General features: G+C 60.1%; 22 protein-coding genes, 1 other RNA gene and 1 pseudogene. 11 read left to right on the top strand and 13 right to left on the bottom strand.

Annotated elements, in window-relative coordinates:
• Positions 1 to 107 precede the first annotated feature (107 nt).
• The 7 genes and pseudogenes from AAAU26_RS06290 to AAAU26_RS06260 form a co-directional block, all read right to left on the bottom strand.
• On the bottom strand, positions 108 to 1427 hold the full coding sequence (locus AAAU26_RS06290; RefSeq protein WP_227619126.1) for a thymidine phosphorylase: 1320 nt from the start codon (positions 1425 to 1427) through the stop codon (positions 108 to 110).
• 199 nt (positions 1428 to 1626) lie between these two features.
• Positions 1627 to 2544: an ABC transporter permease gene (locus tag AAAU26_RS06285; RefSeq protein ID WP_227619125.1), complete on the bottom strand. Its 918-nt coding sequence runs from the start codon at positions 2542 to 2544 to the stop codon at positions 1627 to 1629.
• A gap of 1 nt (position 2545) precedes the next feature.
• Positions 2546 to 3712: an ABC transporter permease gene (locus AAAU26_RS06280; RefSeq protein ID WP_227619124.1), complete on the bottom strand. Its 1167-nt coding sequence runs from the start codon at positions 3710 to 3712 to the stop codon at positions 2546 to 2548.
• The gene (locus AAAU26_RS06275; RefSeq protein ID WP_149794197.1) at positions 3713 to 5227 is read right to left on the bottom strand and encodes an ABC transporter ATP-binding protein; all 1515 of its coding nucleotides are present in this window, start codon (positions 5225 to 5227) and stop codon (positions 3713 to 3715) included. It lies immediately after the preceding gene.
• A gap of 247 nt (positions 5228 to 5474) precedes the next feature.
• Positions 5475 to 6647 carry a BMP family lipoprotein gene (locus AAAU26_RS06270; protein ID WP_217211222.1) on the bottom strand — a complete coding sequence of 391 codons (1173 nt, stop codon included), beginning with the start codon at positions 6645 to 6647 and terminating at the stop codon, positions 5475 to 5477.
• Between the two features lie 212 nt (positions 6648 to 6859).
• Positions 6860 to 7384 carry a cytidine deaminase gene (locus tag AAAU26_RS06265; RefSeq protein WP_489705582.1) on the bottom strand — a complete coding sequence of 175 codons (525 nt, stop codon included), beginning with the start codon at positions 7382 to 7384 and terminating at the stop codon, positions 6860 to 6862.
• Positions 7358 to 7771: pseudogene (locus AAAU26_RS06260) on the bottom strand (GNAT family N-acetyltransferase); the annotation flags it as partial. The gene AAAU26_RS06265 and the pseudogene AAAU26_RS06260, both read right to left, overlap by 27 nt.
• A gap of 189 nt (positions 7772 to 7960) precedes the next feature.
• On the opposite strand from AAAU26_RS06260, the gene AAAU26_RS06255 reads away from it, so the two are divergent.
• A complete protein-coding gene (locus AAAU26_RS06255; protein WP_022257594.1) occupies positions 7961 to 8227 on the top strand; it encodes a type II toxin-antitoxin system RelB/DinJ family antitoxin in 267 nt (88 codons plus the stop codon).
• The gene (locus AAAU26_RS06250) at positions 8227 to 8490 is read left to right on the top strand and encodes a Txe/YoeB family addiction module toxin (RefSeq protein ID WP_112148125.1); all 264 of its coding nucleotides are present in this window, start codon (positions 8227 to 8229) and stop codon (positions 8488 to 8490) included. Before AAAU26_RS06255 ends, AAAU26_RS06250 begins: the two co-directional genes overlap by 1 nt.
• A gap of 53 nt (positions 8491 to 8543) precedes the next feature.
• Here AAAU26_RS06250 and deoD read toward each other — a convergent pair whose 3' ends face one another.
• The 3 genes from deoD to AAAU26_RS06235 form a co-directional block, all read right to left on the bottom strand.
• Positions 8544 to 9263 (bottom strand): purine-nucleoside phosphorylase, encoded by a 720-nt coding sequence (deoD, locus tag AAAU26_RS06245; RefSeq protein ID WP_158396531.1) that lies wholly within the window; start codon positions 9261 to 9263, stop codon positions 8544 to 8546.
• 24 nt (positions 9264 to 9287) lie between these two features.
• A complete protein-coding gene (locus AAAU26_RS06240) occupies positions 9288 to 11180 on the bottom strand; it encodes a M23 family metallopeptidase (protein ID WP_227619123.1) in 1893 nt (630 codons plus the stop codon).
• A 192-nt stretch (positions 11181 to 11372) separates the two neighbouring features.
• On the bottom strand, positions 11373 to 12284 hold the full coding sequence (locus tag AAAU26_RS06235) for an RluA family pseudouridine synthase (RefSeq protein ID WP_207676421.1): 912 nt from the start codon (positions 12282 to 12284) through the stop codon (positions 11373 to 11375).
• Positions 12285 to 12383: 99 nt separating this feature from the next.
• On the opposite strand from AAAU26_RS06235, the gene rnpB reads away from it, so the two are divergent.
• The 4 genes from rnpB (at position 12384) to AAAU26_RS06215 (ending at position 16959) form a co-directional block, all read left to right on the top strand.
• Positions 12384 to 12721, top strand: an RNA gene (gene rnpB, locus AAAU26_RS06230) — RNase P RNA component class A.
• Positions 12722 to 12888: 167 nt separating this feature from the next.
• Positions 12889 to 14814, top strand: coding sequence for an NAD(+) synthase (locus tag AAAU26_RS06225; RefSeq protein WP_227619122.1), 1926 nt, complete (start codon positions 12889 to 12891; stop codon positions 14812 to 14814).
• Positions 14815 to 14820: 6 nt separating this feature from the next.
• Complete coding sequence (locus tag AAAU26_RS06220) at positions 14821 to 15177, top strand: NusG domain II-containing protein (protein ID WP_158402251.1); 357 nt, start codon at positions 14821 to 14823, stop codon at positions 15175 to 15177.
• A 30-nt stretch (positions 15178 to 15207) separates the two neighbouring features.
• A complete protein-coding gene (locus AAAU26_RS06215; RefSeq protein WP_207676419.1) occupies positions 15208 to 16959 on the top strand; it encodes an LCP family glycopolymer transferase in 1752 nt (583 codons plus the stop codon).
• Between the two features lie 54 nt (positions 16960 to 17013).
• On the opposite strand, the gene AAAU26_RS06210 is transcribed toward AAAU26_RS06215, so the two are convergent.
• On the bottom strand, positions 17014 to 18192 hold the full coding sequence (locus AAAU26_RS06210) for a phosphopentomutase (protein WP_207676418.1): 1179 nt from the start codon (positions 18190 to 18192) through the stop codon (positions 17014 to 17016).
• 317 nt (positions 18193 to 18509) lie between these two features.
• On the opposite strand from AAAU26_RS06210, the gene pyk reads away from it, so the two are divergent.
• Positions 18510 to 20264, top strand: a complete 1755-nt coding sequence (gene pyk / locus AAAU26_RS06205) for a pyruvate kinase (RefSeq protein WP_158396517.1) — start codon at positions 18510 to 18512, stop codon at positions 20262 to 20264.
• A gap of 16 nt (positions 20265 to 20280) precedes the next feature.
• Positions 20281 to 20751 carry an S-ribosylhomocysteine lyase gene (locus AAAU26_RS06200; RefSeq protein ID WP_158396516.1) on the top strand — a complete coding sequence of 157 codons (471 nt, stop codon included), beginning with the start codon at positions 20281 to 20283 and terminating at the stop codon, positions 20749 to 20751.
• A gap of 139 nt (positions 20752 to 20890) precedes the next feature.
• On the opposite strand, the gene AAAU26_RS06195 is transcribed toward AAAU26_RS06200, so the two are convergent.
• Both AAAU26_RS06195 and glyA read right to left on the bottom strand, forming a co-directional pair.
• Positions 20891 to 21127 carry a hypothetical protein gene (locus tag AAAU26_RS06195; protein ID WP_227619121.1) on the bottom strand — a complete coding sequence of 79 codons (237 nt, stop codon included), beginning with the start codon at positions 21125 to 21127 and terminating at the stop codon, positions 20891 to 20893.
• 346 nt (positions 21128 to 21473) lie between these two features.
• The gene (gene glyA / locus AAAU26_RS06190; protein ID WP_207676416.1) at positions 21474 to 22727 is read right to left on the bottom strand and encodes a serine hydroxymethyltransferase; all 1254 of its coding nucleotides are present in this window, start codon (positions 22725 to 22727) and stop codon (positions 21474 to 21476) included.
• Positions 22728 to 23005: 278 nt separating this feature from the next.
• Between glyA and AAAU26_RS06185 the strand changes: the two genes are divergently transcribed.
• The 3 genes from AAAU26_RS06185 to AAAU26_RS06175 are packed head-to-tail and all read left to right on the top strand — an operon-like array spanning position 23006 to position 25072.
• Positions 23006 to 23593, top strand: coding sequence for a 5-formyltetrahydrofolate cyclo-ligase (locus tag AAAU26_RS06185; protein ID WP_227619120.1), 588 nt, complete (start codon positions 23006 to 23008; stop codon positions 23591 to 23593).
• Positions 23568 to 24200: a cyclodeaminase/cyclohydrolase family protein gene (locus tag AAAU26_RS06180; RefSeq protein ID WP_227619119.1), complete on the top strand. Its 633-nt coding sequence runs from the start codon at positions 23568 to 23570 to the stop codon at positions 24198 to 24200. The genes AAAU26_RS06185 and AAAU26_RS06180 overlap by 26 nt, the downstream gene beginning before the upstream one ends.
• A gap of 20 nt (positions 24201 to 24220) precedes the next feature.
• On the top strand, positions 24221 to 25072 hold the full coding sequence (locus AAAU26_RS06175) for a bifunctional 5,10-methylenetetrahydrofolate dehydrogenase/5,10-methenyltetrahydrofolate cyclohydrolase (RefSeq protein ID WP_227619118.1): 852 nt from the start codon (positions 24221 to 24223) through the stop codon (positions 25070 to 25072).
• Positions 25073 to 25203 lie beyond the last annotated feature (131 nt).

Raw genomic sequence — 25203 nt, 5'->3', positions numbered from 1 at the left:
CAAAATCAGCCCTTCTGTCGGCTTTATCCACTACAAAGCGCAGTTTTGGCGGAAAAACGGCCCCGGAACACACAGATCCCGGGGCCGTTCTCAGCGATTCAGGTATTTCAGTACCGCTCCACGCCGTCCTTGGTGACGAGGGCGTAGACCAGCGGGGCTTCCTCGGGCTTTTCGGGGCCGTAGACGAGGCCGCTGCGGTACTCGGCGGCGGCAGCGTCGAACTTATCCGCCGCGCCGTAGAAGGTGGCGAGGCTCTCGCCCTTGTGGACGTAGTCGCCGCGCTTCTTGTGGAGGGTGATGCCGGCGGCAAAGTCCAGCGGGTCGCCCTTCTTCTGACGGCCTGCGCCCAGCAGAACGCTGGCAGAGCCGATCTTCTCGGCGTCGTTGGCGACGATGTAGCCGTCCTCTTCGGCCAGCAGCTCATAGCTGGCGGCGGGCTTCTCGAAGAGGCTGTAGTCATCCAGAACACGGGTATCGCCGCCCTGAGCCGCGAACATCTCCTTGCACTTTGCAAAGGCAGAGCCGTCTGCGATAACTGCTTCGGCCATGGCGCGGCACTCGGCGGGAGATCCCTTATCGGCCAGCACCAGCATATTCGCAGCCAGCTGCAGGCAGACCTCGGTCAGGTCGGCGGGGCCGTGGCCCTTGAGCACGTCCATGCTCTCCATGACCTCGAGGCTGTTGCCAATGTTGTGGCCCAGCGGGGTGTCCATATCAGTGATCATAGCAGCGACGCGGCGGCCATGATGGGTGCCGATGGAGACCATCAGCTTGGCCAGCTCGATGCTCTGCTCCACGGTCTTCATAAACGCACCGGTACCGGTGGTGACGTCCAGCAGGATAGCGTCCGAGCCGGAGGCCAGCTTCTTGGACATGATGCTGGACGCGATGAGGGGGATGCAGCTGACGGTTGCGGTGACGTCGCGGAGGGCGTACATCTTCTTATCTGCCACGGCGATGCCCTCGCTCTGGCCAATGACCGACAGGCCGATCTTGTTCACCTGTGCAAAGAACTCTTCCTGCGAGAGGGCGGTCTTTGTGCCGGGGACGCTCTCCATCTTGTCGATGGTGCCGCCGGTATGGCCGAGGCCGCGGCCGCTCATCTTGGCAATTTTGACGCCGCAGGCCGCCACGATGGGCGCGATGACCAGCGTGGTCTTGTCGCCCACGCCGCCGGTGGAGTGCTTGTCCACCTTGATGCCCGGGATGGGCGAAAGGTCTACCATGACGCCGCTGTGGGCCATCACGTCGGTCAGCTCAGCAGTCTCCTCGTCGGTCATGCCGCGCAGGTAGACAGCCATCATCCAGGCCGCCATCTGGTAATCAGCCACCTCGCCGCTGACGAAGCCGTTGACGATGGCTTCCAGCTCTTTGCGGCTGTGGGTGCCGCCGTCCCGCTTCTTGGCGATCAAATCGTAAATGCGCATAAGGTCACGCTCCTAAATAATATTCTCCGCCGACGGCCCGGGCCGCGCTGCCCCGCCTCCGGCAATAGTATGACATTGTAATCCAAGTATAGCAAATTTTCCCGCAAAAGCAAGCGCTGTTTTGTGGAATCTGTTGAAAAAGAAGCAAAAAGGGCGCAGCCGCCCGGAAAAGCAGCTGCGCCCGGAAAATACGCTCGAATCAGCGAGAACCCTTGTCGTAGGGGATACCCTCGGCCTTGGGGGCCATGCTGTTTTTGGAGGTGAAGGCCAGAATGACCATGGATGCCACAAAGGGCATCATGTTGTAGATGTTGCTGGACCAGTGGAGCTGTGCGAGGAAGGTGGAGTCGGCGATGTTGGCCAGACTCTTGAACACGGCAAAGAACATGGCTGCGCCGCAGATGTTGAAGGGCTTCCACTGGCCAAAGATCATAACGGCCATGGCAAGGAAGCCTGCACCGGCCACGCCGACCTCAAAGTTCCAGGTCTGGACGGGAGGCACGATATAGGCCAGACCGCCGATGGCACCCAGAGCGCCCGAGATGACGACACCGGCATAACGCATCTTGTAGACGTTGATGCCCACAGAGTCCGCAGCCTGAGGATGCTCGCCGCAGGCGCGCAGACGCAGGCCGAAGCGGGTCTTGTACAGCACGATGTAGCTGATGATGAGCAGTGCGATGCCCAACGGGACAAAGATGCTCAGCTCCAGGCCGCCGATGCTGAACAGGAAAGGCTTGTTGGAGTAGTTCAGCTTGGCGCTGCCGCTGTCGCTGAAGTTCTTGGAGATGACCACAGCCACCGCCGTCGCCAGCAGGTTCAGGGCCGTGCCGCCGATGGTCTGGTCCGCTTTCAGGTTGATGGACGCGAAGGCCAGCAGCAGGCTGTAGACCATGCCGGCGATAGCCGCCGCCAGCACCGCGATGAGCACGGTGGCGAAAGCCGGCAGGCTCTCGGGCAGCATGGTGAGGGTGAGGACACCCGCCACACCGCCGATGACCATGATGCCTTCCAGTGCGATGTTGATGATGCCGGAGTGCTCACTGAACATACCGCCCAGAGCGACCAGCATCAGCACGATGCCATACAGCAGAGTATACTTGATGAGAAGCAGCATATCACTTGCCCTCCTTCTTGGTTTCGGTCTTAGCAGGGGCAGGCTCTGCATTCACGTTGGTCTTGTCCGCATTCTTGAACAGCATGGAGTGGATCTTGCCACGGAACAGCATGGAGAATGCGCACAGGTAGATGATGATACCGCTGATCAGGTCGGAGATCTCGGTGGGGTAATACTTGGTGGACAGGAAAGAGCCGCCGACCGAGATGTGGGAGATGAAGATTGCGGAGAAGATGGTGCCGATGGGGTTGGAGCTTGCCAGCAGGGCCACAGAGATGCCGTTGAAGCCCATGGCCGGCAGGCTGGTGGAGTTCAGCGGGTTCCACTGAGAGACGTTGGACAGGTAGTAGAGGCCGGCGCCGAAGCCTGCCAGAGCGCCTGCAATGGCCATGGAGAGGATGATGTTCTTCTTCTCGTTGATGCCGGCGTAGCGGGCGGCGCTCTTGTTCAGGCCGACGGCCTTCAGCTCATAGCCAAAGGTGGTCTTGTTCAGGATGACCCAGATCAGAATGGCGACTGCCGCAGCGAGGAAGATCGCAATGGTGGTGCTATTGGTCTGGAACATCTTGTTCAGGCCGAAGTCCGGGATGATGGACTGGGCGTACTCAGCGTTCTTGCTCAGGTTCAGGGTACGGGTGTTGCGCACGTCGTACATGGGGCCGGTGCCGTTCTGGTAGATAAGCTCATTGACCAGATACAGGCCGATCCAGTTGAACATAATAGAGGTGATGACCTCGTTGATGTTGAAGTAAGCCTTGAAGAAGCCGGGGATAGCGCCCCAGATGCCGCCGAGGATGGTGGCGACGATCAGGCAGACATACCAGGGCATCTTGAGCATGATGGCACAGTAGAGTGCGCCGTAAGCGCCCAGCGTGTACTGACCGGCAGCACCGATGTTGAACAGGCCGGTCTTGAAGGCGAAGGCCACGGACAGACCGGTCATGATGAGGGGTGCTGCGTTGGCCAGCTCCTTGCCGACGCCGTAGGGGGCGTCATGGAAGCCGCCCTTAATGATGCGGACAAAGCCGTCGCCCCATGCATGGGCCGGGTTGATGGCCAGCAGCACGAGGAAGCCCACAGCCATGCCGATGACGATGCACAGCAGCGCGGCCAGCACACTGGTGATGGAGCTGTTGAGGTTGCTGTGGGAAAGTTTTTTCTTGTTCATTTATTTGCTCTCCTTTCCCTGCTTGCGTGCGCCGGCCATGTAGAGGCCCAGCTCCTGCACAGTGGTGGTCTTGGGGTCGAACTCGCCCACGATCTCGCCCTCGTACATGACGAGGATGCGGTCGGACAGGTTCATGACCTCATCCAGCTCGAGGCTGACCAGCAGGACAGCTTTGCCCTTGTCGCGCTGGGCGACGATCTGGCGGTGGATGTATTCGATAGCGCCGACATCCAGGCCGCGGGTGGGCTGAACAGCCACCAGCAGCTTGGGGTCTTTGTCGATCTCGCGGGCGATGATGGCCTTCTGCTGGTTGCCGCCGGACATGCTGCGCACGATGGTGGAGCTGCCCTGACCGCTGCGGACGTCGTACTGAGCGATCAGCTTATCGGAGTACTCGCGGACTTTATCGGACTGGATGAAGCCGCCCTTCTGGAACTCGGGCTGCCAGTAGCGCTGGAGCACCATGTTGTTCTCGAGGCTGTAATCCAGCACCAGACCGTGCTTGTGGCGGTCTTCGGGGATGTGGCTCATGCCGTCCTTCGAGCGCTGACGGATGCTCTCGCGGGTGATGTCCTTGCCGTCCAGTGTGATCTTGCCGCCCGACAGTTTTTCGAGGCCGGTGAGGCCATAGACAAGCTCGGTCTGGCCGTTGCCCTCGATGCCCGCCAGACAGACGATCTCGCCTGCGTGGACCTGGAAGGTGACGTCCTTGACGGAGTCCTTCTTGCGCTGGTCGTTATGGATGGTGACGCCCTCCACGTCCAGCACGACATCGCCCGGGTGAGCGGGCTTTTTATCGACCTGAAGCTGGACATCACGGCCGACCATCATGCGGGAAAGCTCTTCCTTGGTGGTGTCCTTGATGTCCACGGTACCCATATACTTGCCCTTGCGCAGGACGGTGCAGCGGTCGGCGACCGCCATGATCTCGTTGAGCTTGTGGGTAATAAAGAGGATGGACTTGCCCTCCTTCTTGAACCCGCGCATGATCTCCATCAGCTCGTCGATCTCCTGCGGGGTCAGCACAGCGGTGGGTTCGTCGAAGATGAGGATCTCATTGTCGCGGTAGAGCATCTTCAAAATCTCCACGCGCTGCTGCATACCGACCGAAATATCACTGATGAGCGCATCGGGGTCAACACGCAGACCGTACTTCTCGCTCAGGGCCACGACCTTCTTGCGGGCCTCGGCCTTCTGCAAAAAGCCCAGCTTGTTGGGCTCCACGCCCAGAATGATGTTGTCCAGCACGCTGAAGCACTCCACCAGCTTGAAGTGCTGGTGGACCATGCCGATGCCCAGTGCATTTGCATCGTTGGGGTTGCGGATGGCGACCTCCTTGCCGTTTTTGAGGATCTTACCCTCCTCCGGCTGATACAGGCCGAACAGCACGCTCATCAGGGTACTTTTGCCTGCGCCGTTCTCGCCCAGCAGGGCATGGACCTCACCTTTGCGCAGCTGCAGGGTAATGTCGTCGTTTGCCTTGATGCCCGGGAACTCCTTGGTGATATGGAGCATCTCGATCACAAAATCCTCTGCCAATCTGCTCACTCTCCTTTCGTGTCCAAACGACACTTATACTATTGTAATGCCCATTATACCGTATTTTTGCTGTTTTGCACACTTCTTTTTGAAAATTTAGTGTTTTGCTGTATCATAAGTATTACTTTTGTACATTTCGACGAACATTCCTTCATCGTCTTGAAAAAGCATACAAAAAAGGCGGGACGCCCTTTGCAAAGCGTCCCGCCCGGGAAGTTTCTGATTACTGGATGTAGTTGACGGTGGTGAACTCGCTGACGGTGGGCTTGGTGCTATCGTCAGAGCTGTTGTCCACAGTGATCTCGCCGCTCTTGATCTTCTCCTTCAGAGCCTCGTACTCGTCGGTGGTGAAGGTCTCGAAGTTCCAGCTGTCAGCATCAGTGGGCAGACCGACGTAGTCGCCGTCCTCCAGACCGAAGTTGCCGTTGGAAGCAGCGATGTCGCCCCAATCGCCTGCATCGATGTCGGACAGAGCGGTGTTGACAGCCTCGGTCAGGCCCTTCATAGCGGAGGTGATGAAGGGGTTGTAAGCGAAGGAGCCGTCTGCCACGCCGTTGACACCGATGTAGTTCTGGTCAACGTCAACGCCGACGACATAGCCGTTGCTCTTCAGAGCAGCCTCAACAGCGGAGGTGTAGATGCCGCCGCCGCAGGCGAAGACGACCTGCGTGCCGTTGGAGTACCAGCCCTCCATACGGGAGGTGATGTTAGCATCGCCGTAGAACTGGCCGCCGTAGAAGTAGTTGATGTCGATGTTGGTACCCAGCTCCTGAGCAGCAGCATCAGCGCCCTGCACATAGCCGTAGCCGTAACGGATGACAGCGGGGACAGCCATGCCGCCGAGGAAGCCCAGCTTGGTCTTGCCGTCCTTAACGACAGCGTAGCCAGCCATATAACCTGCCTGCTCCTCCTTGAAGGTGATGCAGTAGCAGTTTGCGGGGATGGCGTCGGTGCCGATGTCGCCCTGGGTGACATCGATAGCGATGAACTTGACATCGGGGTACTGGTCAGCAGCCCATGCCAGGGAAGCGCCGTACAGGTAGCCGACGCAGACGATGACGTCAGCGCCGTCGTTGACAGCCTGACGGATCATGGTCTCGCGGTCCTCATCGGAAGCGTCAGCCTCGGGGATGTAGTACTGGCAGTCATCGCCCATGTAGCCGGAAACAGCGGTCCAGCAGGCCTGGTTGAAGCTCTCATCGTCGATGGTGCCGGTGTCGCAGGTCAGAGCGACCTTCACGATCTTCTCGCCGCCCTCAGCGGTGGAAGCGGCTGCGCTGGTGGAGGCAGCTGCAGAGGAAGCAGTGGAAGAGGAAGAACCGCCGCAGGCAGTCAGAGCAGCGGCAGCAGCAGCGGCGCCAGCCACTGCCAGGAAGTTACGACGAGAAATCATCATAATGAAAACTCTCCTTTTATTTTAATATAATCGCGTTTTGTTGACGAAATGTGCGCACTTGCACATTTACTGGCTCAAGTATAGCGGGAAGAAGTGACAGATGCAAGCCTTTTCCGATTACAAAACATTTACAATTATTTTATCAAAATTGTATAAAAAACATACTTATCCCGGAAAATCCGCTCCACCCAGCCTTTTTCGCGCAGCTGTGTTCAATCTTCCACGGCCTTGTTGCCCGCCACGTTGGAGGGACCGAAGCCGAAGGGCAGCAGCTCGTCCATGCTGCGCTCGATGAAATCGTCCGGGCTTTTTGCCATGATGACATTCAGCTCCGGGCCGCCGAATTCGAACAGCGCCTGACGGCAGACGCCGCAGGGCGAGGTGATCTGCTTGTTGACTTCGCCCCGGCGCGCACCCACCACGGCGATGTCGGTGAACCTGGTCACGCCCTCGGCCACAGCCTTGAACAGGGCCGTCCGCTCGGCGCAGCTGGTGGGGGTAAAGGCGGCATTCTCCACGTTGCAGCCGGTGAAGATGCGGCCATCCTCGGCGCGCAGGGCAGCGCCCACCATAAAGTCGCTGTAAGGCGCGTAAGCCCTCTCCCTGGCCGCAAGGGCCATCCGGATGAGCTCCTGCTTTTCTTCCAGAGTCAGTTTTGTCATGGTCGGTTCTCCTTTTTGCAATTTGTAGATATGGCGTTCCTCGTCCTGTGGGACGAAGCCAATGGATTCAAACATTTTCTGCGACTGGGTATTGAAGGAATAGATGTGCGCGAAGCACTCCGCCAAACCCCTTTCCCGAGCCAGCTCCAGCATTTTTTCGATGACCTTCCGCCCGATGTGTTTATTCTGGTACTCCTTGCAGATGACGATGGCAAGCTCGCCGGTCGTCCGCAGGCTGACGTCACCACAAAGCACACCCCGATACTCGATATAAAACAGTTCCCCGTGTGTGTCCAGATAATGATACATCCGCTTCAGCAGTGGCAAATCATAAACGAAGTCCCTGTTATCTACCTGTTTGCAGAGCTGTGCATCCTGATACCACGCAAGTGCTGTATCGTAGGCCGGATAATACGGAACAAGCCGGATGTTCCCCTCCACAGAAATCGGACTGCGCACCATGTTCACCGTTTCTCTGTTCATCGGCCTCATTCCCTTCTGTGTCGTACATTCTTCTGTGTCGTGTATTTAAGTATAAATCATTCTTTTAAGAAGTGCAAGCGGCGATAATTACGCAGCATTATGCAATGACAGCTCTTGCATTTGTCATTACAAATGAATATAATAGAATTATAAAGGAGGCGCATCAGAATGGCAAACGCAGTCAATGTGAATTTTCGGATGGACCCCGACCTCAAGCGGAGCATGGAGGAGGTCTGTGCCGAGATGGGGCTTTCGATGACGACAGCCTTCACGATTTTTGCAAAGAAAGTGTCGCGCGAGCATCGGATCCCCTTTGAAGTCTCCGCTGACCCCTTCTATTCTGAAAGCAACATCAACCATCTCCGTCAAATCGTCCATGATATTGACACCGGCAAAGCCAAGCTCACCGAACATGAACTGATCGAGGTGGACTGATGAGGCTGCTGTGGGAAGAGGAAGCGTGGGAAGATTATTGTCTTTGGCAGACGCGGGACAAAAAGCTGCTGAAGCGAATCAACTCCCTCATAAAAGACATTCAGCGGAACACCTATGAGGGCATCGGCAAGCCCGAGCCTTTGAAGGGAGATTTGAGCGGATGGTGGAGTCGGCGTATCGACGACACCCACCGCATCGTCTACCGGGAGCAGGATGGAAACATCATCATTGCGTCCTGTTACGGTCATTACACGGATACCTGAGAAGCAAAAAGACTGCTGTCGGCCGACAGCAGTCTTTTTGTATTATGGTTAAATCAATACTCCGCGCCCAGTGCGACCTTCATCATATCGGTGAAGCTCTTCTGGCGCTGCTCTGCGGTGGTGATCTCCGGGGAGACAAAGCTGTCGGAGATGGTCAGCAGGCAGGCAGCGTTCTTGCCCAGCACCTCGGCGTTGGCGAACAGAGCAAAGCTCTCCATCTCCACGCAGAGGCAGCCGCGCTCGTCGCGCAGCAGCTCCCAGTAGGTGGGCTTTGCATCGGAAGGCTGACGGTAGAAAACGTCGGAGGAGTGGATGTTGCCCTCGATGAGCTTGATGCCCTGCTTCTTGGCGGAGGCGCGCAGCTTGTCATTCAGAGTCTCGCTGGGGAAGGTGATGTCGTGGTCGTTGCCGCTCTGGACGCGGGCATAGTTGGACTCACTGACCGCACCGGTAGCCAGAACGGTGTCGAACAGCTTGGCGTCGGCAGTGTAGCTGCCAGCGGAGCCGATGCGGATGATGTTGTCCACATCGTAGAACTTGAACAGCTCGTAGGAATAGATGCCGATGGAGGGCATACCCATGCCGCTGCCCATCACGCTGATGGGACGGCCCTCATAGGTGCCGGTAAAGCCCAGCATCCCGCGGACATCCGTCACCTGACGGACATCCTTCAGGAAGGTGTCAGCAATGAACTTTGCGCGCAGGGGGTCGCCCGGCATCAGGACAGTCTTTGCGAAATCGCCCTTTTCGGCGCTGATGTGAGGAGTAGCCATAAGAATTATCTCCTTTTTATAAAATTATTTCTTCCCCGGGAATACGTTCTGCGGGGGAATGTACGAACCATTGAGACGTATCTCGAAGTGGCAGTGGTTGCCGGTGGAACGGCCCGTGCTGCCCAGATAGCCGATGAGCTGGCCCTGCCGGACGGTCTGGCCCGCACTGACAGTCAGGGACAGGCAGTGTGCATACACAGAGCTGTATCCGCCGCCGTGGTTGATGATGACCGAGTAGCCATAGCCCGTACCTGCACCGGCCTTGTTGTAACCCGCCTTGGTGACGGTACCGCCTGCGGAGGCGTAGATGGGCGTACCGGCCGGGGCGCAGATGTCCACGCCCTTGTGGCGTCCGCCGTACCAGCGCGAGCAGTAGCGGTAGTTCGGCACAGGCCAGATGAACTGGCCGCTGCCGGTGATGTACTTGGTGCTGGAAGTCACCTTCTTGGTGCCTTCGACCACCTTCTTGTTCACCGGCTCCTTGATGACCTCGGTGGAAAGCACGCTCTGGTCCACAAGGATATTCTTGGTGTCGTAGACGTTCTGGAGGGTCACACGGCGCAGACCGTTCTCGCCCTCCTGGAGCACCTTGGTGGTTCCCTTCGTATATTCGTTGGATTTTGTCGTCTCCGTGGAGAATGCGATTTCTTCCTCACGGGTCTCGATGCGGGTGATGCGCACCTCAAGGCCAGCCTCTTCTTTGGTGATGACGAGGTGGTCGCCCTCAAGGATGCTGGACGTCTCGCTCAGCGGCTCACCCTTGAACGCCGGGTTGAGGGCGCACAGCTCACGGAAGGTCAGGTCATTGTTATGTGCGATGGACCAGAGAGTGTCGCCCGCCTTGACGGTGTAGACCTTCTGGGCCTGCTTCACGCCCACCAGCTCCTGTCGGACGGTCTCAAAATCCTGCAAGCCTTCCTTGAAGTAGAGGCCGTCTTCCAGCGTGACCTGCTTGTTGAAGCCCACGCTCACATTGGGGTCGTCCTCTTCTTCCTCGTAGGGGTCGAGCATGGCGGCGAGGTAATCCCGCAGCGCGTTGCCGTCACTGCACACTGCCGTCAACTCGCCGTCCAGATAAAGAGCCGTGCCTTCGCTGATCTGGTCGCCAGCGCTCTGGATGATGGCGTTTGCCATCTCGTTTTCGTCCATCATGTGGTGGGCGATGGCGAGGGTGTAGCTCGGCTCGATGGTCCACTCGGTCTTGTCGGTGCCGGCGTAGCTGATACGCTCCATCACGTCCTCGCGGGCCGTGTTGAAGACGTCCTCATTCGCCACATAGCCCACGGTTTCGCCGTTGACCCGGACGGCCAGTGCATAAGGCTGGTGGATGACATATTGGAACACTGCTGCGCCCAGCGCCAGTGCGCAGATGGGCAGGGCATACATCGCCATGCGGGGCAGCAGACTGAGGTTGCGGCGGACGCCGTTTTTGAAGTAGTGGACGCTGGCCTCAAATGCTGCACCGAAGCCCTGCTCCCTGCGGATGCGGTGGGCATGGATGAGAAGGGACACGATGCCCTTTGCAAACAGCACGATGGGGCCAAACAGGTCTTTAACCACCTGTGCTGCGCCGGGGAACGCCGTCTCCGCCAGAGCCTTTGCAAAGCGGCGGATGCCTCCAGCAACCCAGAGAGCGGCGTACTTGACGGCACGCCCCACCCGCACGGCAGCATACTCCGCGCCAAAGCCCAGCGCGTAGAGCGCTGCGCCAATGCGCAATACCAGCTTCGACGAGCGCAGCTTCCGGGAGGCATTGTCCAGCCGGTGTCTGCGGCGGCGATACCGCCGGTGGCGGCGCAGCAGATGGACGCACTGGAGCTGCGCCCAAAGCGAGCGCAGCTTTGCGCGGAAGCCGGTGTGCCGCGGCGCACCGGCTGGCTCGTCCTGCCGCGTTTCAGTTGTTTTATCTTCCAGCAAAAAGGATGCTCCTTCCTGTATTTTCAGGAGATTCTGATTTGTCTCTTTTCTCTGTTATCGACATGCTGCCGCATCAGGACAGCTTTTTTGACAAGAATAACTCTATTTATTATACACCCTGCCAGCGCCGAAACAAGCATTGACACAAAATTTGGGCTTAGCTTTCACTTACTTTTCACGAAATACACAAATTTAGACAAAAAGCTTTGTCATATCCTCCGGCAGCGGGCTTTCCACTGTCACCGGCCTCAGGGTCGTCTCGTCCACCGGTACTTCGATGCCGATGCCGTCCGGCATCCGCTCGCAGCGCGGCACCCAGAACGTCTGTTTTGCGCAGTGGAGCGCCTGCCGCCCGATGCGCGCCCGGCTCCCGCCGTAGAGGTCATCTCCGGCCAGCGGGTGGCCGATGGATGCAAAATGTACCCGTATCTGGTGGGTCCGGCCCGTCACCGGGACGCAGGCCGCGAGGCTCAGGCCGTTTTGGGCTTTCAATATGGTATATTCCGTCCGGCTGGGTTTGCCATCGGGGGTGACGCACCGCCCGATGATACTCTCCCCCTGCCGCCCGATGGGGGCGTCGATGACGCCCGGCCCGAGGGGAAGTTCTCCTTCTGCAACGGCGTAGTAGAGCTTTTCCACCCGCTGAGCCAGCAGCGGGGCGGCGTAGCCATTCTGGGCCGCCAGCACGAGGCCGCTGGTGTCCTTGTCGATGCGGTTCACCGGGCGGAAGACGGGGCTTCTACCCTGACGCAGCGCCCAGGCGGCATAGCCGTTCGCCAGCGTATCCAGCGGGTAATTCAGGGTTGGATGCACTGCGAGATGGGGCGGCTTTTCCACCACGAGGGCAAAAGCGTCCTCGTAGACCACATCCACCGGGATGTCGTTCTGCGGCACAACGCTCTCCCCCTCCGGCGGCAGTTCAAAGGAGATGACCTGCCCGGCCTCCACCCGGCGGTTGGCCAGGATGGGGGCACCGTCGGCAAAAAAGCCGTTGCCCCGGAATTTCACGGCCCGGGACAGGTCGGTGGAGACACTGCACTTGCGCAGAAAACCACGCAGCAGCATCCCATCCGCCTCGGGCGGGACTTTGAAATAAAGCTTCATCTTCCCACCTCCAGCGCGGGCAACATATAAGATAAGTATAGCAAAATTCTCTTTCTCTTGCAAATCTTGTTTTTTTATGGTATCATGAGGAGCGGAAAACGAGTGGAACATACGGCGGCGGGGCGGCTTTGACCGCTCTGAGGAAAGTCCGGGCCTCACAGAGCACGGTAACTGCTAACGGCAGCCGAGGGTGACCTCAGGGAAAGTGCAACAGAAAGGAAACCGCCGCAGCAATGCGGTAAGGATGAAAGGGCGAGGTAAGAGCTCACCAGCGCATGGGTGACTATGCGGCTTTGTAAACCCTACCGGAAGCAACGCCTATATGGGACGTACAGCGCTGCTCGCGTGTCCCGAAGGCGGCACGAACCTGTCAGCAATGGCAGGTCTAGACAGATCGTCGTTTAATACAGAACCCGGCTTACGGTCTATCTCGTTTTCCATCTTTTGTTTTCAGCGCTGTCTGCGGTGTGCAGGCAGCGTTTTTTGTTTCTTTAACCACACTGTCACTTTTCGTTTGGGCCGGTTTGTGGTATACTGAACAAAACCCCGCAGAGCACGTCTCCGCCGGGACCTTAATTCAATAGACAGGATGTGAAATCCTCCGATGAAAGATGGTTTTTTGAAAGCAGCTGCCCTCTCGCCCTCACTGCGGGTGGCCGACTGCAACTATAACGCTTCCCAAATCGTATCTCAGTTACAGGACGCTGCCGCCCGCGGCGTCAGGCTGGCGGTGTTCCCCGAGTTCTGCCTCACCGGCTACACCTGCGGCGATCTGTTCTTGCAGCGCACGTTGCAGCAGGGCGCGCTGGACGCCCTGCAGACCGTGCTGGACGCCAGCCGGGAGCTGGATGTCGTGGTCCTCGTGGGCCTGCCGCTGCTGGTGCGTGGCAAGCTGTACAACTGCGCCGCCGTCCTCTGCGGCGGGCGTCTGCTGGGCCTTGTCCCCAAGACCTACCTGCCCAACTACGGCGAGTTCTACGAAAAGCGCCAGTTCACCCCGGGCAGCACTGAGGTAGAGACGGTAACAGTCTGCGGGCAGGAGGTGCCTTTCGGTACGTCCCTGCTCTTCCGCTGCCGCCAGATGCCCAGCTTCGTTCTGGGCGTGGAGATCTGCGAAGACCTGTGGAGCGCTCTGCCCCCCTCCACCTTCCACACGCTGGCCGGTGCCACCGTCATTGCGAACCTTTCGGCCAGCGATGAGACGGTCGGCAAGGCCGAGTACCGCCGGGCGCTGGTGTCGAACCAGTCCGCCCGCCTGCTCTGCGGCTACCTGTACGCTTCTGCCGGCCACGGCGAGAGCACCCAGGACATGGTCTTCGCCGGCCACGACCTCATCGCCGAGAACGGCGCCCTCCTCGCCGAGACGTCTCCCTTCGAGGGCGGCTGGGCTGAGACGGAGCTGGACTGCCAGCGGATGGAGTCGGAGCGGGCGCGCAACACCAGCTTCGAGCCCAGCTCTGAGGGGTATCTGACCGTCGATTTCGACCTTGCCCTCACCGAGACAAAGCTCTCCCGCTGGGTAGACCCCACGCCTTTCATCCCCCACGACGAGCGCCGCCGGGCCGAGCGCTGTGAGTTGATCTTGAAAATGCAGGCCGACGGCCTCGCCAAGCGCCTCGAGCATGCCCACGCCAAGACGGCGGTCATCGGCATCTCGGGCGGTCTGGACAGCTGCCTCGCTCTGCTGGTGGCCGTCCGCGCCATGAAACAGCTGGGCCGCTCCACCAGCGATGTGCTGGCCGTGACCATGCCCTGCTTCGGCACCACCCACCGCACCCGCAGCAATGCAGAGATCTTATGCGACGAGCTGGCCGTCAGCTTTACCGAGATCGACATCGCCAACACCGTCCACAGCCACTTCAAGGACATCGGCCAGGACGAGAGCGTGCTGGACGTCACCTTCGAGAACGGACAGGCTCGTGTGCGCACCCTCGAGCTGATGGACACTGCCAACCGCACCGGCGGCCTCGTTGTCGGCACCGGCGACCTCTCCGAGCTGGCGCTGGGCTGGGCCACCTACAACGGCGACCACATGAGCATGTACGGCGTCAACGCCGGTGTCCCCAAGACGCTGGTGCGCCACCTCGTCCAGTATGAGGCCGACATTGCCGCCTCCGCCGAGCTGCGCCGGGTGCTGCTGGACATCCTCGACACCCCCGTCTCCCCGGAGCTGCTGCCCGCCAAGGACGGCGAGATCTCTCAGAAGACGGAAGACCTCGTGGGTCCCTATGAGCTGCACGACTTCTACCTTTATTATGTTCTCCGCTTCGGCTTCGGCCCGTCGAAGATATTCCGGCTGGCGAAAGCGGCCTTCGCAGGCCGGGCCGAGTACCCGGACGAAGTGCTCTACAAGTGGCTGCGCAACTTCTACTGGCGGTTCTTCGCCCAGCAGTTCAAACGCAGCTGCCTGCCCGACGGTCCCAAGGTGGGCAGCGTCACCCTCTCGCCCCGGGGCGACTGGCGGATGCCCAGCGACGCAGCCGCCGCGCTCTGGCTGGCCGAGCTGGAACAGATCCCGCTCAAAGGATAATTTTTTATGAAACAACACAAAAAACTGCTGATAAATCTGGTCTTTGCCGCCGTCATTCTGGCTGCAGCCGCCGTGCTGCTGCTGGTGCGGAAAGCAAACCAGACCGGTGCGCCTCTCTGCGCAGAGCTCATCTACGGCGACAGTAACACCAGGCTGACCTTTCCCCTCGAAAAAGACGCCGATTACGATGTGGACACCGGCTATCTCACCGTCCACATCAAGATCCAGGACGGCGCGGCCCGCTTTGTAGATTCGCCCTGCCCTGACCACATCTGCGAGTCCTTCGGCTGGCTCAGCGAGGAAGACCAGACGGCCACCTGCCTGCCCGCCCGGGCTGTGCTGAGCATCATCCCCACCACATGATGGCATACACATCCAAAGGAGTGAACGCCTATGTTTGACGAAAACAAGCATACCCATCCCCAGAATAACGACGAAGGCCCCCGGCACATCCACCGGGGCATCAAGCGCAGCGAGCCCGACGAAGTGGAGGTAGACAGCGCCGATTTCTTCTCGCCGGAGCCTCCCCGCCCCAAAGCACCGCCGAAACCGGCACCGACGCCTCCGTCTGAGCCGCCGAAACCTCCGGTGCCGCCCCGCAGACAGTGGGAGCCGCTGCACCCCAGCGAGCCCGCCCCCGCTGACGACAAACTTCCGAAAGGAGGAATGGTCTTGCTGGTACTGCAGGCCATCCTGAGCCTTGCCGCGCTGGTGCAGCTCTGGCGCACCCAGATGCTGCCGGTGCTCTACCTCGTTATCATCACTGCGCTTCTGGTGCTGCTCTGGCTGCTGGTGCGCAAGTGCCTCGCCTCCCGCAGCGGTGCCGTCGTGGCCCGGGTGCTGTCCGTCCTGCTCTGCGCCGCGCTGGCCGTGGGCTGTGTCTGGGCGCAGCAGGGTCTGACCGCACTGGACAGCATGACTTCCGGCCTGCTCACCGGCGCAGAGGCGAATAAGATCACGAAAGAGCCGTTCGTCGTCTACCTCAGCGGTGTAGACAACCGCGGCGAGCTGACCGAAAAAGCCCGCAGCGACGTGAACATCCTCGCTGTGGTCAACCCCACCACCAAGCAGGCGGCCCTCATCAACACCCCGCGCGACTACTATGTTGACCTCGCAGGCACCGACAGCAAGGACAAGCTGACCCACGCCGGCCTCTACGGCGTCGAGACCAGCATGGCCACGCTGGGCAACCTTTACGGCGTGAATGTGGAGCACTACCTCCGCATCAACTTTGCGGGCTTCATCAACATCATCGACGCCATCGGCGGCGTGGACGTCTACTCCGACCAGGCCTTCACCTCGGTGGGCAGCCCCGGCTACTACGACCCCACCACCTTCGCCGAGGGCTGGAACCATCTGGACGGCAAGTCCGCTCTGGCTTTTGCCCGTGAGCGCCACGCCTTCAAGACCGGCGACATCCAGCGCGGCATCAACCAGATGAAAGTCATCGACGCGATGGTCAACAAGCTCAAGTCTCCCGCCCTGCTCATGGGCTTCTCCAAGCTGATGGACGCCGCCGCCGACTGCTTCGTCACCAGCCTCTCGCAGGAACAGATCTCTGCGCTGGTCCGGATGCAGCTGGGCGACCTTGCCAACTGGGACATCCAGAGCTACACCGTCACCGGCTCGGGCGCGAAGAGCACCAAGTGCTACTCCGCCAAGGGCCAGAGCCTCTACGTCATGAAGCCGGATGAGAACTCGGTCAACGAAGCCAAGGCCCTCATCGCAGCGGTTCTGGGCGGCGAGGACAAGCTCACCAGCACCAGCCAGACCCCCGAGAAGACCGATGTCTTCACGCCGACCGCCGACCCCAACGCCGGTGCATCCATCCCGGAGGAATCTCCCGACAGCGTTATCGCAGAAGAGCCCGCCGAGAGCGAAGTCCCGGCGGAAGAGGCCCCCGCTGACAGCCAGCCCACCGAGGGTGACGCCTCCGGTGAGCCCAGCGCTTCCACCGAGGTTCCTGCAGACGGCAGCGAAGAAGCCCCGGCAGACTCCACCGAGTCGCCGTCCTTCAGTATGCCGACTCAGGAGCAGGTGGAGCAGGCGGCTTCCTCCCTGCATCAGGCCGCTTCCACCGTGCTGGACGCCCTGTTCGGCTCCGGCAGCGGCGACGCTTCCAGCGCTGAAAATGATGCAGCGTAAATAGAATTGCAAAAGAAAAAGGACTGCTCACGCAGTCCTTTTTCTTTTGCCTGTTTAAGCTAAAATGTCGCTCAGCACGCTCTGGCCGTCCAGCGTGGAAGCATCCACACCCAGATAGTCGCAGATGGTCTGTGCAATGGTTCCGAAGCAGAGCCTGGTGCCGAGGTCAACGCCCGGCTTGACGCCCTTGCCGCAGATGAGATACGGCACATACTCGCGGGTATGATCGGTGGTCTTGGTGTAGGAGGGGTCACAGCCGTGGTCGGCCGTGACCATCAGAATGTCGCCCTCCCGCATCCCGGGGATGAAGTCGGCAACGAACTTGTCGAACTCGGTGGCGGCGGCGGCGTAGCCTGCCACGTCGCGGCGGTGGCCGTAGAGCATATCGAAATCGACGAGGTTCACGAAGGCCAGACCCTCGAAGTCGCGGGTCTGCAGGGCCTTGGTGAAAGCGATGCCGTTGGTGTTGCCGGTGGTCTTGATCTTCTCCGTCACGCCCTCGCCGTCGAAGATGTCGAAGATCTTACCGACCGCGATGACGTCCTTACCGGCGTCCTTGAGCAGATCCAGCATGGTCTTGCGGGGCGGCTTGAGGCTCAGGTCGTGGCGGTTGGTGGTGCGGTAGAAGGTGTCGGCGGTGCGGCCGAGGAAGGGACGGGCGATGACGCGGCCCACGCCGTACTCGCCCTTCAGCATCTCGCGGGCGATCTCGCAGTAACGGTACAGCTCATGCACCGGCACAAGCTCCTCGTTGGCGGCGACCTGAAACACGCTGTCGGCGCTGGTGTAGACGATGAGGGCATCCTCCTTCATGGCCTGCTCGCCGTAGTCCTTCAGCACCTGTGTGCCGGAGTAGGGCTTGTTGCAGAGGACTTTGTGGCCGGTCTTTTCCTCGAACTCGTGGATGAGGCTGTCCGGGAAGCCGTCCGGGAAGGTGGGCAGCGGCTTGGGGCTGACGACACCGGCGATCTCCCAGTGGCCGATGGTGGTATCCTTGCCCATGCTCTGCTCCTGCAGGCGGGCGAAGGAGCCGATGGGGGCGGCATCCTTCTCGCCGACGGTCACACCGTCGATGTTGAACAGTCCGAGTTTTTTCAGGTTGGGGCAGTTGAAGTTGGGGTGGTTGGCGATGGCGCCGAGGGTGTTGGTCCCCTCATCGCCAAAGGCTGCGGCGTCCGGCTCTGCGCCGATGCCGAAGCTGTCCAGAACGATCAGAAAAACGCGCTTTTCCATTACGCTTTCACTCCGTTTCTATCATTTTGCGCTCACCTCTGTCCCTTCGGGGCAGAAGTGAGACTTTTGCTTAGCCCTATTATAGGCGATGGACGCACTTTTCGCAAGCGTTTTATCTCTCCGGCATCTATCACGAAAATTTAAGGTTTTCTTTGCCGAATTTTTTCTTGCTCTCTTGTACACAAGCGGTTATAATATAGAATGGTAAGGTTTTCAAACACCCCTGACCGGGCCGATGTCCGGCCAGCGGCCGCAGGGCATATCTGGCACCTGTGCGCCCATCATAGAGGAAAAAAGAGACTGTTAGAGGTATATTTATGAGAAAAACGAAGATCATCTGCACCCTTGGCCCTTCTACCGATAAGGACGGCGTCCTGCGCGAGCTGGTCGCCAACGGCATGAACGTGGCCCGCTTCAACTTTTCCCACGGCTCCTACGAGGAGCACAAGGGCCGTCTGGACATGCTGAAGGCTATCCGCGCTGAGCTGAACAAGCCCGTTGCTGCCCTGCTGGACACCAAAGGCCCCGAGATCCGCCTGAAGGAGTTCAAGAACGGCGTTGAGATGCTGGAAGCCGGTCAGACCTTCACCCTGACCACCCGCGAGGTGGAGGGCACCAAGGAGATCTGCTCCATCACCTACAAGGACCTGCCCCAGGACGTCCACGAGGGCGGCACCATCATGCTGGACGACGGCCTCATCAAGCTGGCCATCAAGAGCGTCACGGACACCGACATCGTCTGCGAAGTGCTCAACAGCGGCAAGATCAAGACCAAGAAGGGCGTCAATGTCCCCGGCGTCCACCTGTCCATGCCCTACCTGAGCCAGCGCGACCGCGATGACATCATCTTCGGTGTCCAGCAGGGCTTCGACTTCATCGCTGCTTCCTTCGTGCGCACCGCACAGGACGTCTACGACATCCGCAACCTGCTGAACGAGTACGACTCCAACATCCGCATCATCGCCAAGATCGAGAACCGCGAGGGCGTCAATAACATCGACAGCATCCTGTCCGCTGCCGACGCCGTCATGGTCGCCCGCGGCGACCTGGGCGTCGAGATCGACTTCACTGAGCTGCCCGGCATCCAGAAGAGCGTCATCGACCGTTCCTTCTCCTTCGGCAAGCCCATCGTCACTGCTACCCAGATGCTGGACAGCATGATGGTCAACCCCCGCCCCACCCGCGCCGAGATCTCCGACGTGGCAAACGCCATCTACGACGGCACTTCCGCTATCATGCTCTCCGGCGAGACCGCTGCGGGCGCATACCCTGTTGAGGCCCTCAAGACCATGTCCGCCATTGCAGAGCGCACCGAGAACGAGGTCCACTACCGCGACAACCGCCTGACCGATGCCGCCGGCCAGATCAGCGTCAGCGACGCTACCGCACACGCTGCCTGCCTGACCGCAAAGGACGTCAACGCTTCTGCCATCGTCACCGTGTCCGAGTCCGGCAACACTGCCCGCCTGCTGAGCAAGTACCGCCCCTCTCAGCCCATCATCGCCTGCGTCATGGACGAGCAGGTCCAGCGCCAGCTGTCCATCTCCTGGGGCATCACCCCGCTCATGATGGACCTCGCCACCAGCACCGATGAGCTCATCGAGAAGTCCACCACCCTGGCCAAAGAGCACGGCTATCTGCACGACGGTGAGCTGGCTGTCGTGACTGCCGGCGTCCCCGTGGGCGTCTCCGGCACCACAAACATGATCAAGATCCACATGATCGGCAACTGCCTGGCTACCGGCGTCGGCGTCGGCCCCGAGGGCGCTGCTCTGGCCAACGCCACCGGCAAGGCCTGCGTCTGCCGCACCATCGAGGAGATCCGTGCAAAGTTCAAGCCTGGCATGGTCCTGGTCGTCCCCTCCACCTCCAACGAGATGCTGAGCTACGTCCGTGACGCCGCCGCTCTGGTGGTCGAGGAAGCCGGCCTGAACAGCCACGCCGCCATCGCCGGCAAGGCCCTGCTCAAGCCCACCATCGTGGGTGCCGTCGGCGCTACCGCCCACATCCGCGACGGTCTGATGGTCGCTGTGGACTGCGCACACGGCAGCGTCCAGCGTCTGCAGGCCTGATCTCGGGAGGCACAGCATGGAGCGCATTGCAAGTTTCTGCGTAGACCACACCAAGCTCGACCGCGGCATGTACCTGAGCCGTCAGGACGGCGATGTTCTGACCTGGGACATCCGGATGAAGAAGCCAAACCACGGCGATTATCTCTCCACCGGTTCGGCCCACACGCTGGAGCACCTCTTCGCCACCTACGCCCGCAACAGCCAGTATAAGGACGGCGTCATTTACGTCGGCCCCATGGGCTGCCGCACCGGCTTTTACCTGCTGACCCGGGGCCTGACCCCCGCCGAGGCGCTGAGCCTGACGGTGGAGTCCTTCCGCTTCATGGCTGCGTTTGAGGGCGATGTCCCCGGCGCAAGCGAGGTGGAGTGCGGTAACTACCGCGACATGGACCTGCCCGCCGCAAAGGCTGAGGCTGCTGCCATGCTGCCCGTGCTCGAGGCACTGACCGCTGACAAGCTGCACTACTATCGCAATTTTCAAAAATAGTGCCTATCGAAACGGCATATTTGCGATATGCAGTTTGCGGATGTTGCTTGTGCATTAAAAACGCAAACTGCTATAAGCTATAACACACAAAGAGGCTGTTGCACTGCAACAGCCCCTTTTCTTTTATCGCGTCCGCGCCTCACACTTCCCCGATGACCGGGAGCAGGTCTTCGAGCTTATTGAAATAATTGACGATGGTGACCACATTGTTGACGATGGAGCTGCCCGCCGAGAAAATGCGCGCCACATAGTTCAGCACACGGCCAATGTCCTGGAACGTCTGCCATGCCGTGGTCTCGCCGCCGCAGAGCAGCACCATTTCGTCGTCCCCGATGGATGTATACTGGGCGGGCATCCGCATCTGATAATTACTCATAGTATTCTTTCCTTTCCGCTGATGAGAAGTTTTTTCCCTCGTTCAGAGTCAGCGCCCTCGGGGCCTGTCCTCTATTCCATCCTACCAGATACGAAAGGCAAAGCATGTCAGACCCTGCGGCTGAGGAAATGATTTCCTTTTCAGGCTCTCCCCTTGGGAGAGCTGGCGCGCAGCGCCTGAGAGGGCAGGGACGCTGCAGAGAAATAAAAAACACAGCGACAGCATCACTCTTACAAAAGCTAATGCTTATCGCTGTGCAGATATTCTTTGGAACCGAGCTTGCCCTCTCCGTCACCTTCGGTGACACCTCTTCCAGAGGGAGAGGCTTAGACACGTCAAAAATCCATTATTCGTACAGGGGGAAAGCCTTGGTCAGGGCCAGCACACGGGCGGAGATGTCGTCCTTCTTCTCGTCGTAGTGCCAGATGCAGTCGGCGATGCAGTCCGCAATGACTTTCATCTCGGCCTCGCCCATGCCCCGGGTGGTGACAGCCGGAGTACCCAGACGGACGCCGGAAGTCACGAAGGGGCTGCGGGTCTCGCCGGGGACGGTGTTCTTGTTGGCGGTGATGTGGACGCTGTCGAGGCGGGCTTCCAGCTCCTTGCCGGTGCATTCCTCGTCCCGCAGGTCGAGGAGCATCAGGTGGTTGTCGGTGCCGCCGGACACCAGCTTGACACCGCGAGCCTGCAGTTCAGCGGCCATGGCCTGTGCGTTCTCCACGATCTTGCGGGCGTAGTCCTTGAACTCGGGCTTGAGTGCCTCGCCAAAGCAGACGGCCTTGGCCGCGATGACGTGCTCCAGCGGGCCGCCCTGGGTGCCGGGGAAGACGGCAGAGTTGATGCGCTTGGCCAGCACAGCATTATTGGTCAGGATGAGGCCGCCGCGGGGGCCGCGCAGGGTCTTGTGGGTGGTGGTGGTCACGACGTCGGCATAAGGCACCGGGCTCTGGTGCATCCCGCCGGCCACGAGACCCGCGATGTGGGCCATATCCACCATCAGGAAGGCCCCGTATCCGTGGGCGATCTCAGCCAGCTTTTCGAAGTCGATGGCACGGGGGTAGGCCGAAGCGCCTGCCACGATCATCTTGGGACGGACCTTTTTGACCTGCTTTTCCAGCTCAGCATAGTCGATGCGGCCATCTTCGCCGACGCCGTAGGATACGAAGTGATAGTTCTTGCCGGACATATTCACCGGAGAGCCGTGGGTCAGATGACCGCCCTGAGACAGGTCCATGCCCATAACGGTATCGCCCAGATCGAGCAGGGCGAAGTAGACGGCCAGATTGGCCTGTGCGCCGGAGTGGGGCTGGACGTTGGCGTACTTTGCGCCGAACAGCTTGCAGGCGCGCTGGATGGCGATGTTCTCCACCTCATCCACATAGGCACAGCCGCCGTAGTAGCGTTTGCCGGGCAGGCCCTCGGCGTACTTGTTGGTGAGGATGCTGCCCATGGCGGCCATGACGGCGGGCGAGACGATGTTCTCGCTGGCGATGAGCTCGATATTTTCCCGCTGGCGGGTCAGCTCACGGTTCATAGCCGCAGCCAGCTCCGGGTCGGCCTTTTCCACGAGGCCGATGGTATCCATCATATCGTTGTACATACTATTTACCCCTCTCTCTGATGCAAAAAATCAGTTCGCGCGGGCGTCCGCTCATTCCGGCCCGTCTGTTTCCATGATACCAGACATCGTGGATTTCTTCAACAGCATTTCGCACAAACCGATACGGTTTGATTCGTTTCTTTTCGGTTAAATGAAGATATTTCACCCATCCTGCCAAAGCCTTGCTTTTTCTGCGCTCAGCGCTTATTATTATAACAAAAATCCGTCCCGGTTTTTGTGCAGATTTGCCCACCGGGTGCAGAAAGGAGCGCATTGCCATGACCATCACGGAGCAAAAAGCCGCACAGCGCAAAGCGGGCATTGCGGCCCGCCGGGCGTTGTCGGACACCGAGCGCACCCATTCCAACGCCGCTCTCTGCGCCCGCATCATGGCTCTGGACTGCTTCAAAAAGGCAGAAAACATCCTGCTTTATGCGGCCTTCGGCGGTGAAGCCGATCTCTCGGCGCTGGCTGTGGAAGCGGCCCGGCAGGGCAAAACGCTGGCCTACCCCGTCTGCGGCGAGAGCTTTTCGCTGACAGCCGCCGTGCCGGGGCCGGACGGCTGGGAAGTGGGTACTTACGGCATCCGCACGCCCATTTTGAGCCGGTCTGCAATTTTGCCACCGGACAAGCTCGACCTCGTGCTGGTCCCCTGCACGGCTTTTGATGCAGTCTGCCACCGGGTGGGGATGGGGAAAGGCTATTATGACCGCTACCTCCCCCGCTGCACCCGGGCTGTGAAAATAGGTGTGGCCTTTGAGGCCCAGCGGGTGGATAAAGCGGCAGTGGACGCCTATGACGAAAAACTGGACGGATTCGTGACAGAGGGAGGACTTTACTTTGGATTTGACACAACTGAGCTGTGAGGACTTTCTGAGCCGGCTTGCCAGCAAAGCCCCCGCCCCGGGCGGCGGCGGCGCAGCGGCCCTCGTGGGCGCGGCAGGCGTCGCGCTGGGCAATATGGTGGGGAATCTCACCACCGGCAAAAAGAAATACTCCGCCGTGGAAAAAGAGATCCTGGCGCTGAATGCCCGTGCTGAAACACTGCGCAAACGGCTGGAAGCCCTCGTGCAGGCTGACGCCGACGCATTCACGCCTCTGGCGGCGGCCTACGGCCTGCCCAGAGAGACGCCTGAACAGCAGGCCCGCAAGGCCGCTGTGCTGGCCGAGGCGTTGGACGGGGCCTGCGCCGTGCCGCTGGACATCATGGATGCCTGCTGTGAGGGCATCCGTCTTGCGGCCGATTACGCCGAAAAGGGCAGCGTGCTGGCTGTCTCAGACGCAGGCTGTGCGGCGCTGTTCTGCAAGGCCGCACTTCAGGCGTCGGCTCTGAATGTCGCCATCAACACAAAGCTCATGACTGACCGCGCCCATGCCGCCGCGCTGGACGAAAAAGCGGCCCGGATGCTGGCGGAATATGTGCCGCTGGCCGACGAAGTCTACCAGTCCGTAGCAAGCCGCCTGCGGGCCTGATGCATAGAAAGGGAACGTATATGTCTACCATTTTGAAGGGTGCGCCCGTCGTGGCCGCCATGAACGAAGCAAATGCCGCCCGCTGCGCCGCACTGCGGGAAAAGGGCGTTGTCCCCACGCTGGCCGTCGTCCGGGTGGGCGAACGCCCCGATGACCTCTCCTACGAGAAAGGCGTCATGGCCCGCTGTGCAAAAGTGGGCGTCGAGGTGAAGCAGTTCCTTCTGCCCGCCGACGCTTCGCAGGAAGAGTTGCTGCGCGTCATTGCCGGCATCAACGCAGACGCCGCCATCCACGGCTGTCTGCTCTTCCGCCCCCTGCCCAAACAGTTTGATGACAGGACCATCCGCGCCGCGCTCTCGCCCGAAAAGGACATTGACGGCATCACCGACGGCTCGCTGGCCGGCGTCTTCACCAACACTGCCGTCGGCTACCCGCCCTGCACGGCGCAGGCCTGTCTTGAGATCCTGAAATTCTACAGCATTCCCCTCTCTGGCAAGCGGGCCGTCGTCGTGGGACGCAGCCTCGTGGTGGGCAAGCCCGCAGCCATGATGCTGGACCGGGAAAACGCCACCGTCACCCTCTGCAACTCCCGCACCCAGAACCTGCCCGATGTCTGCCGTGAGGCCGATGTTGTGGTGGTGGCCATGGGCAAGATGGGCTTTATCGGCGCAGAGCATCTGCGGGCCGGTCAGGTCGTCGTGGATGTGGGCATCCATGTCAATGAGGAAGGCAAACTCTGCGGTGACGTCCGCTTTGGCGAGGCAGAGCCGGTGGTGGAGGCCATCACTCCCGTCCCCGGCGGCGTCGGCACCGTGACGACTTCCGTGCTCGTGAGCCATGTGGTGGAGGCGGCAGCGAAAGCTGCATCATAATAACCTCTCCGTCACGCCTGCGGCGTGCCACTGCCCGGGTTGCGGCTCCCAGCGTCTGCTTCGGCCCTTGGTGCGGGCCTCGCATCCTGCTGGCCGCGGCCCCAACAGCGACTCCCTGTTTCCGCCGCTGG

The organism is Faecalibacterium longum (assembly GCF_040094125.1).
GTDB lineage: Bacteria > Bacillota > Clostridia > Oscillospirales > Ruminococcaceae > Faecalibacterium > Faecalibacterium longum.
The sequence above is the reverse complement of the archived record's forward strand: the minus strand, read 5'-3'. Positions and strand labels throughout refer to the sequence as shown.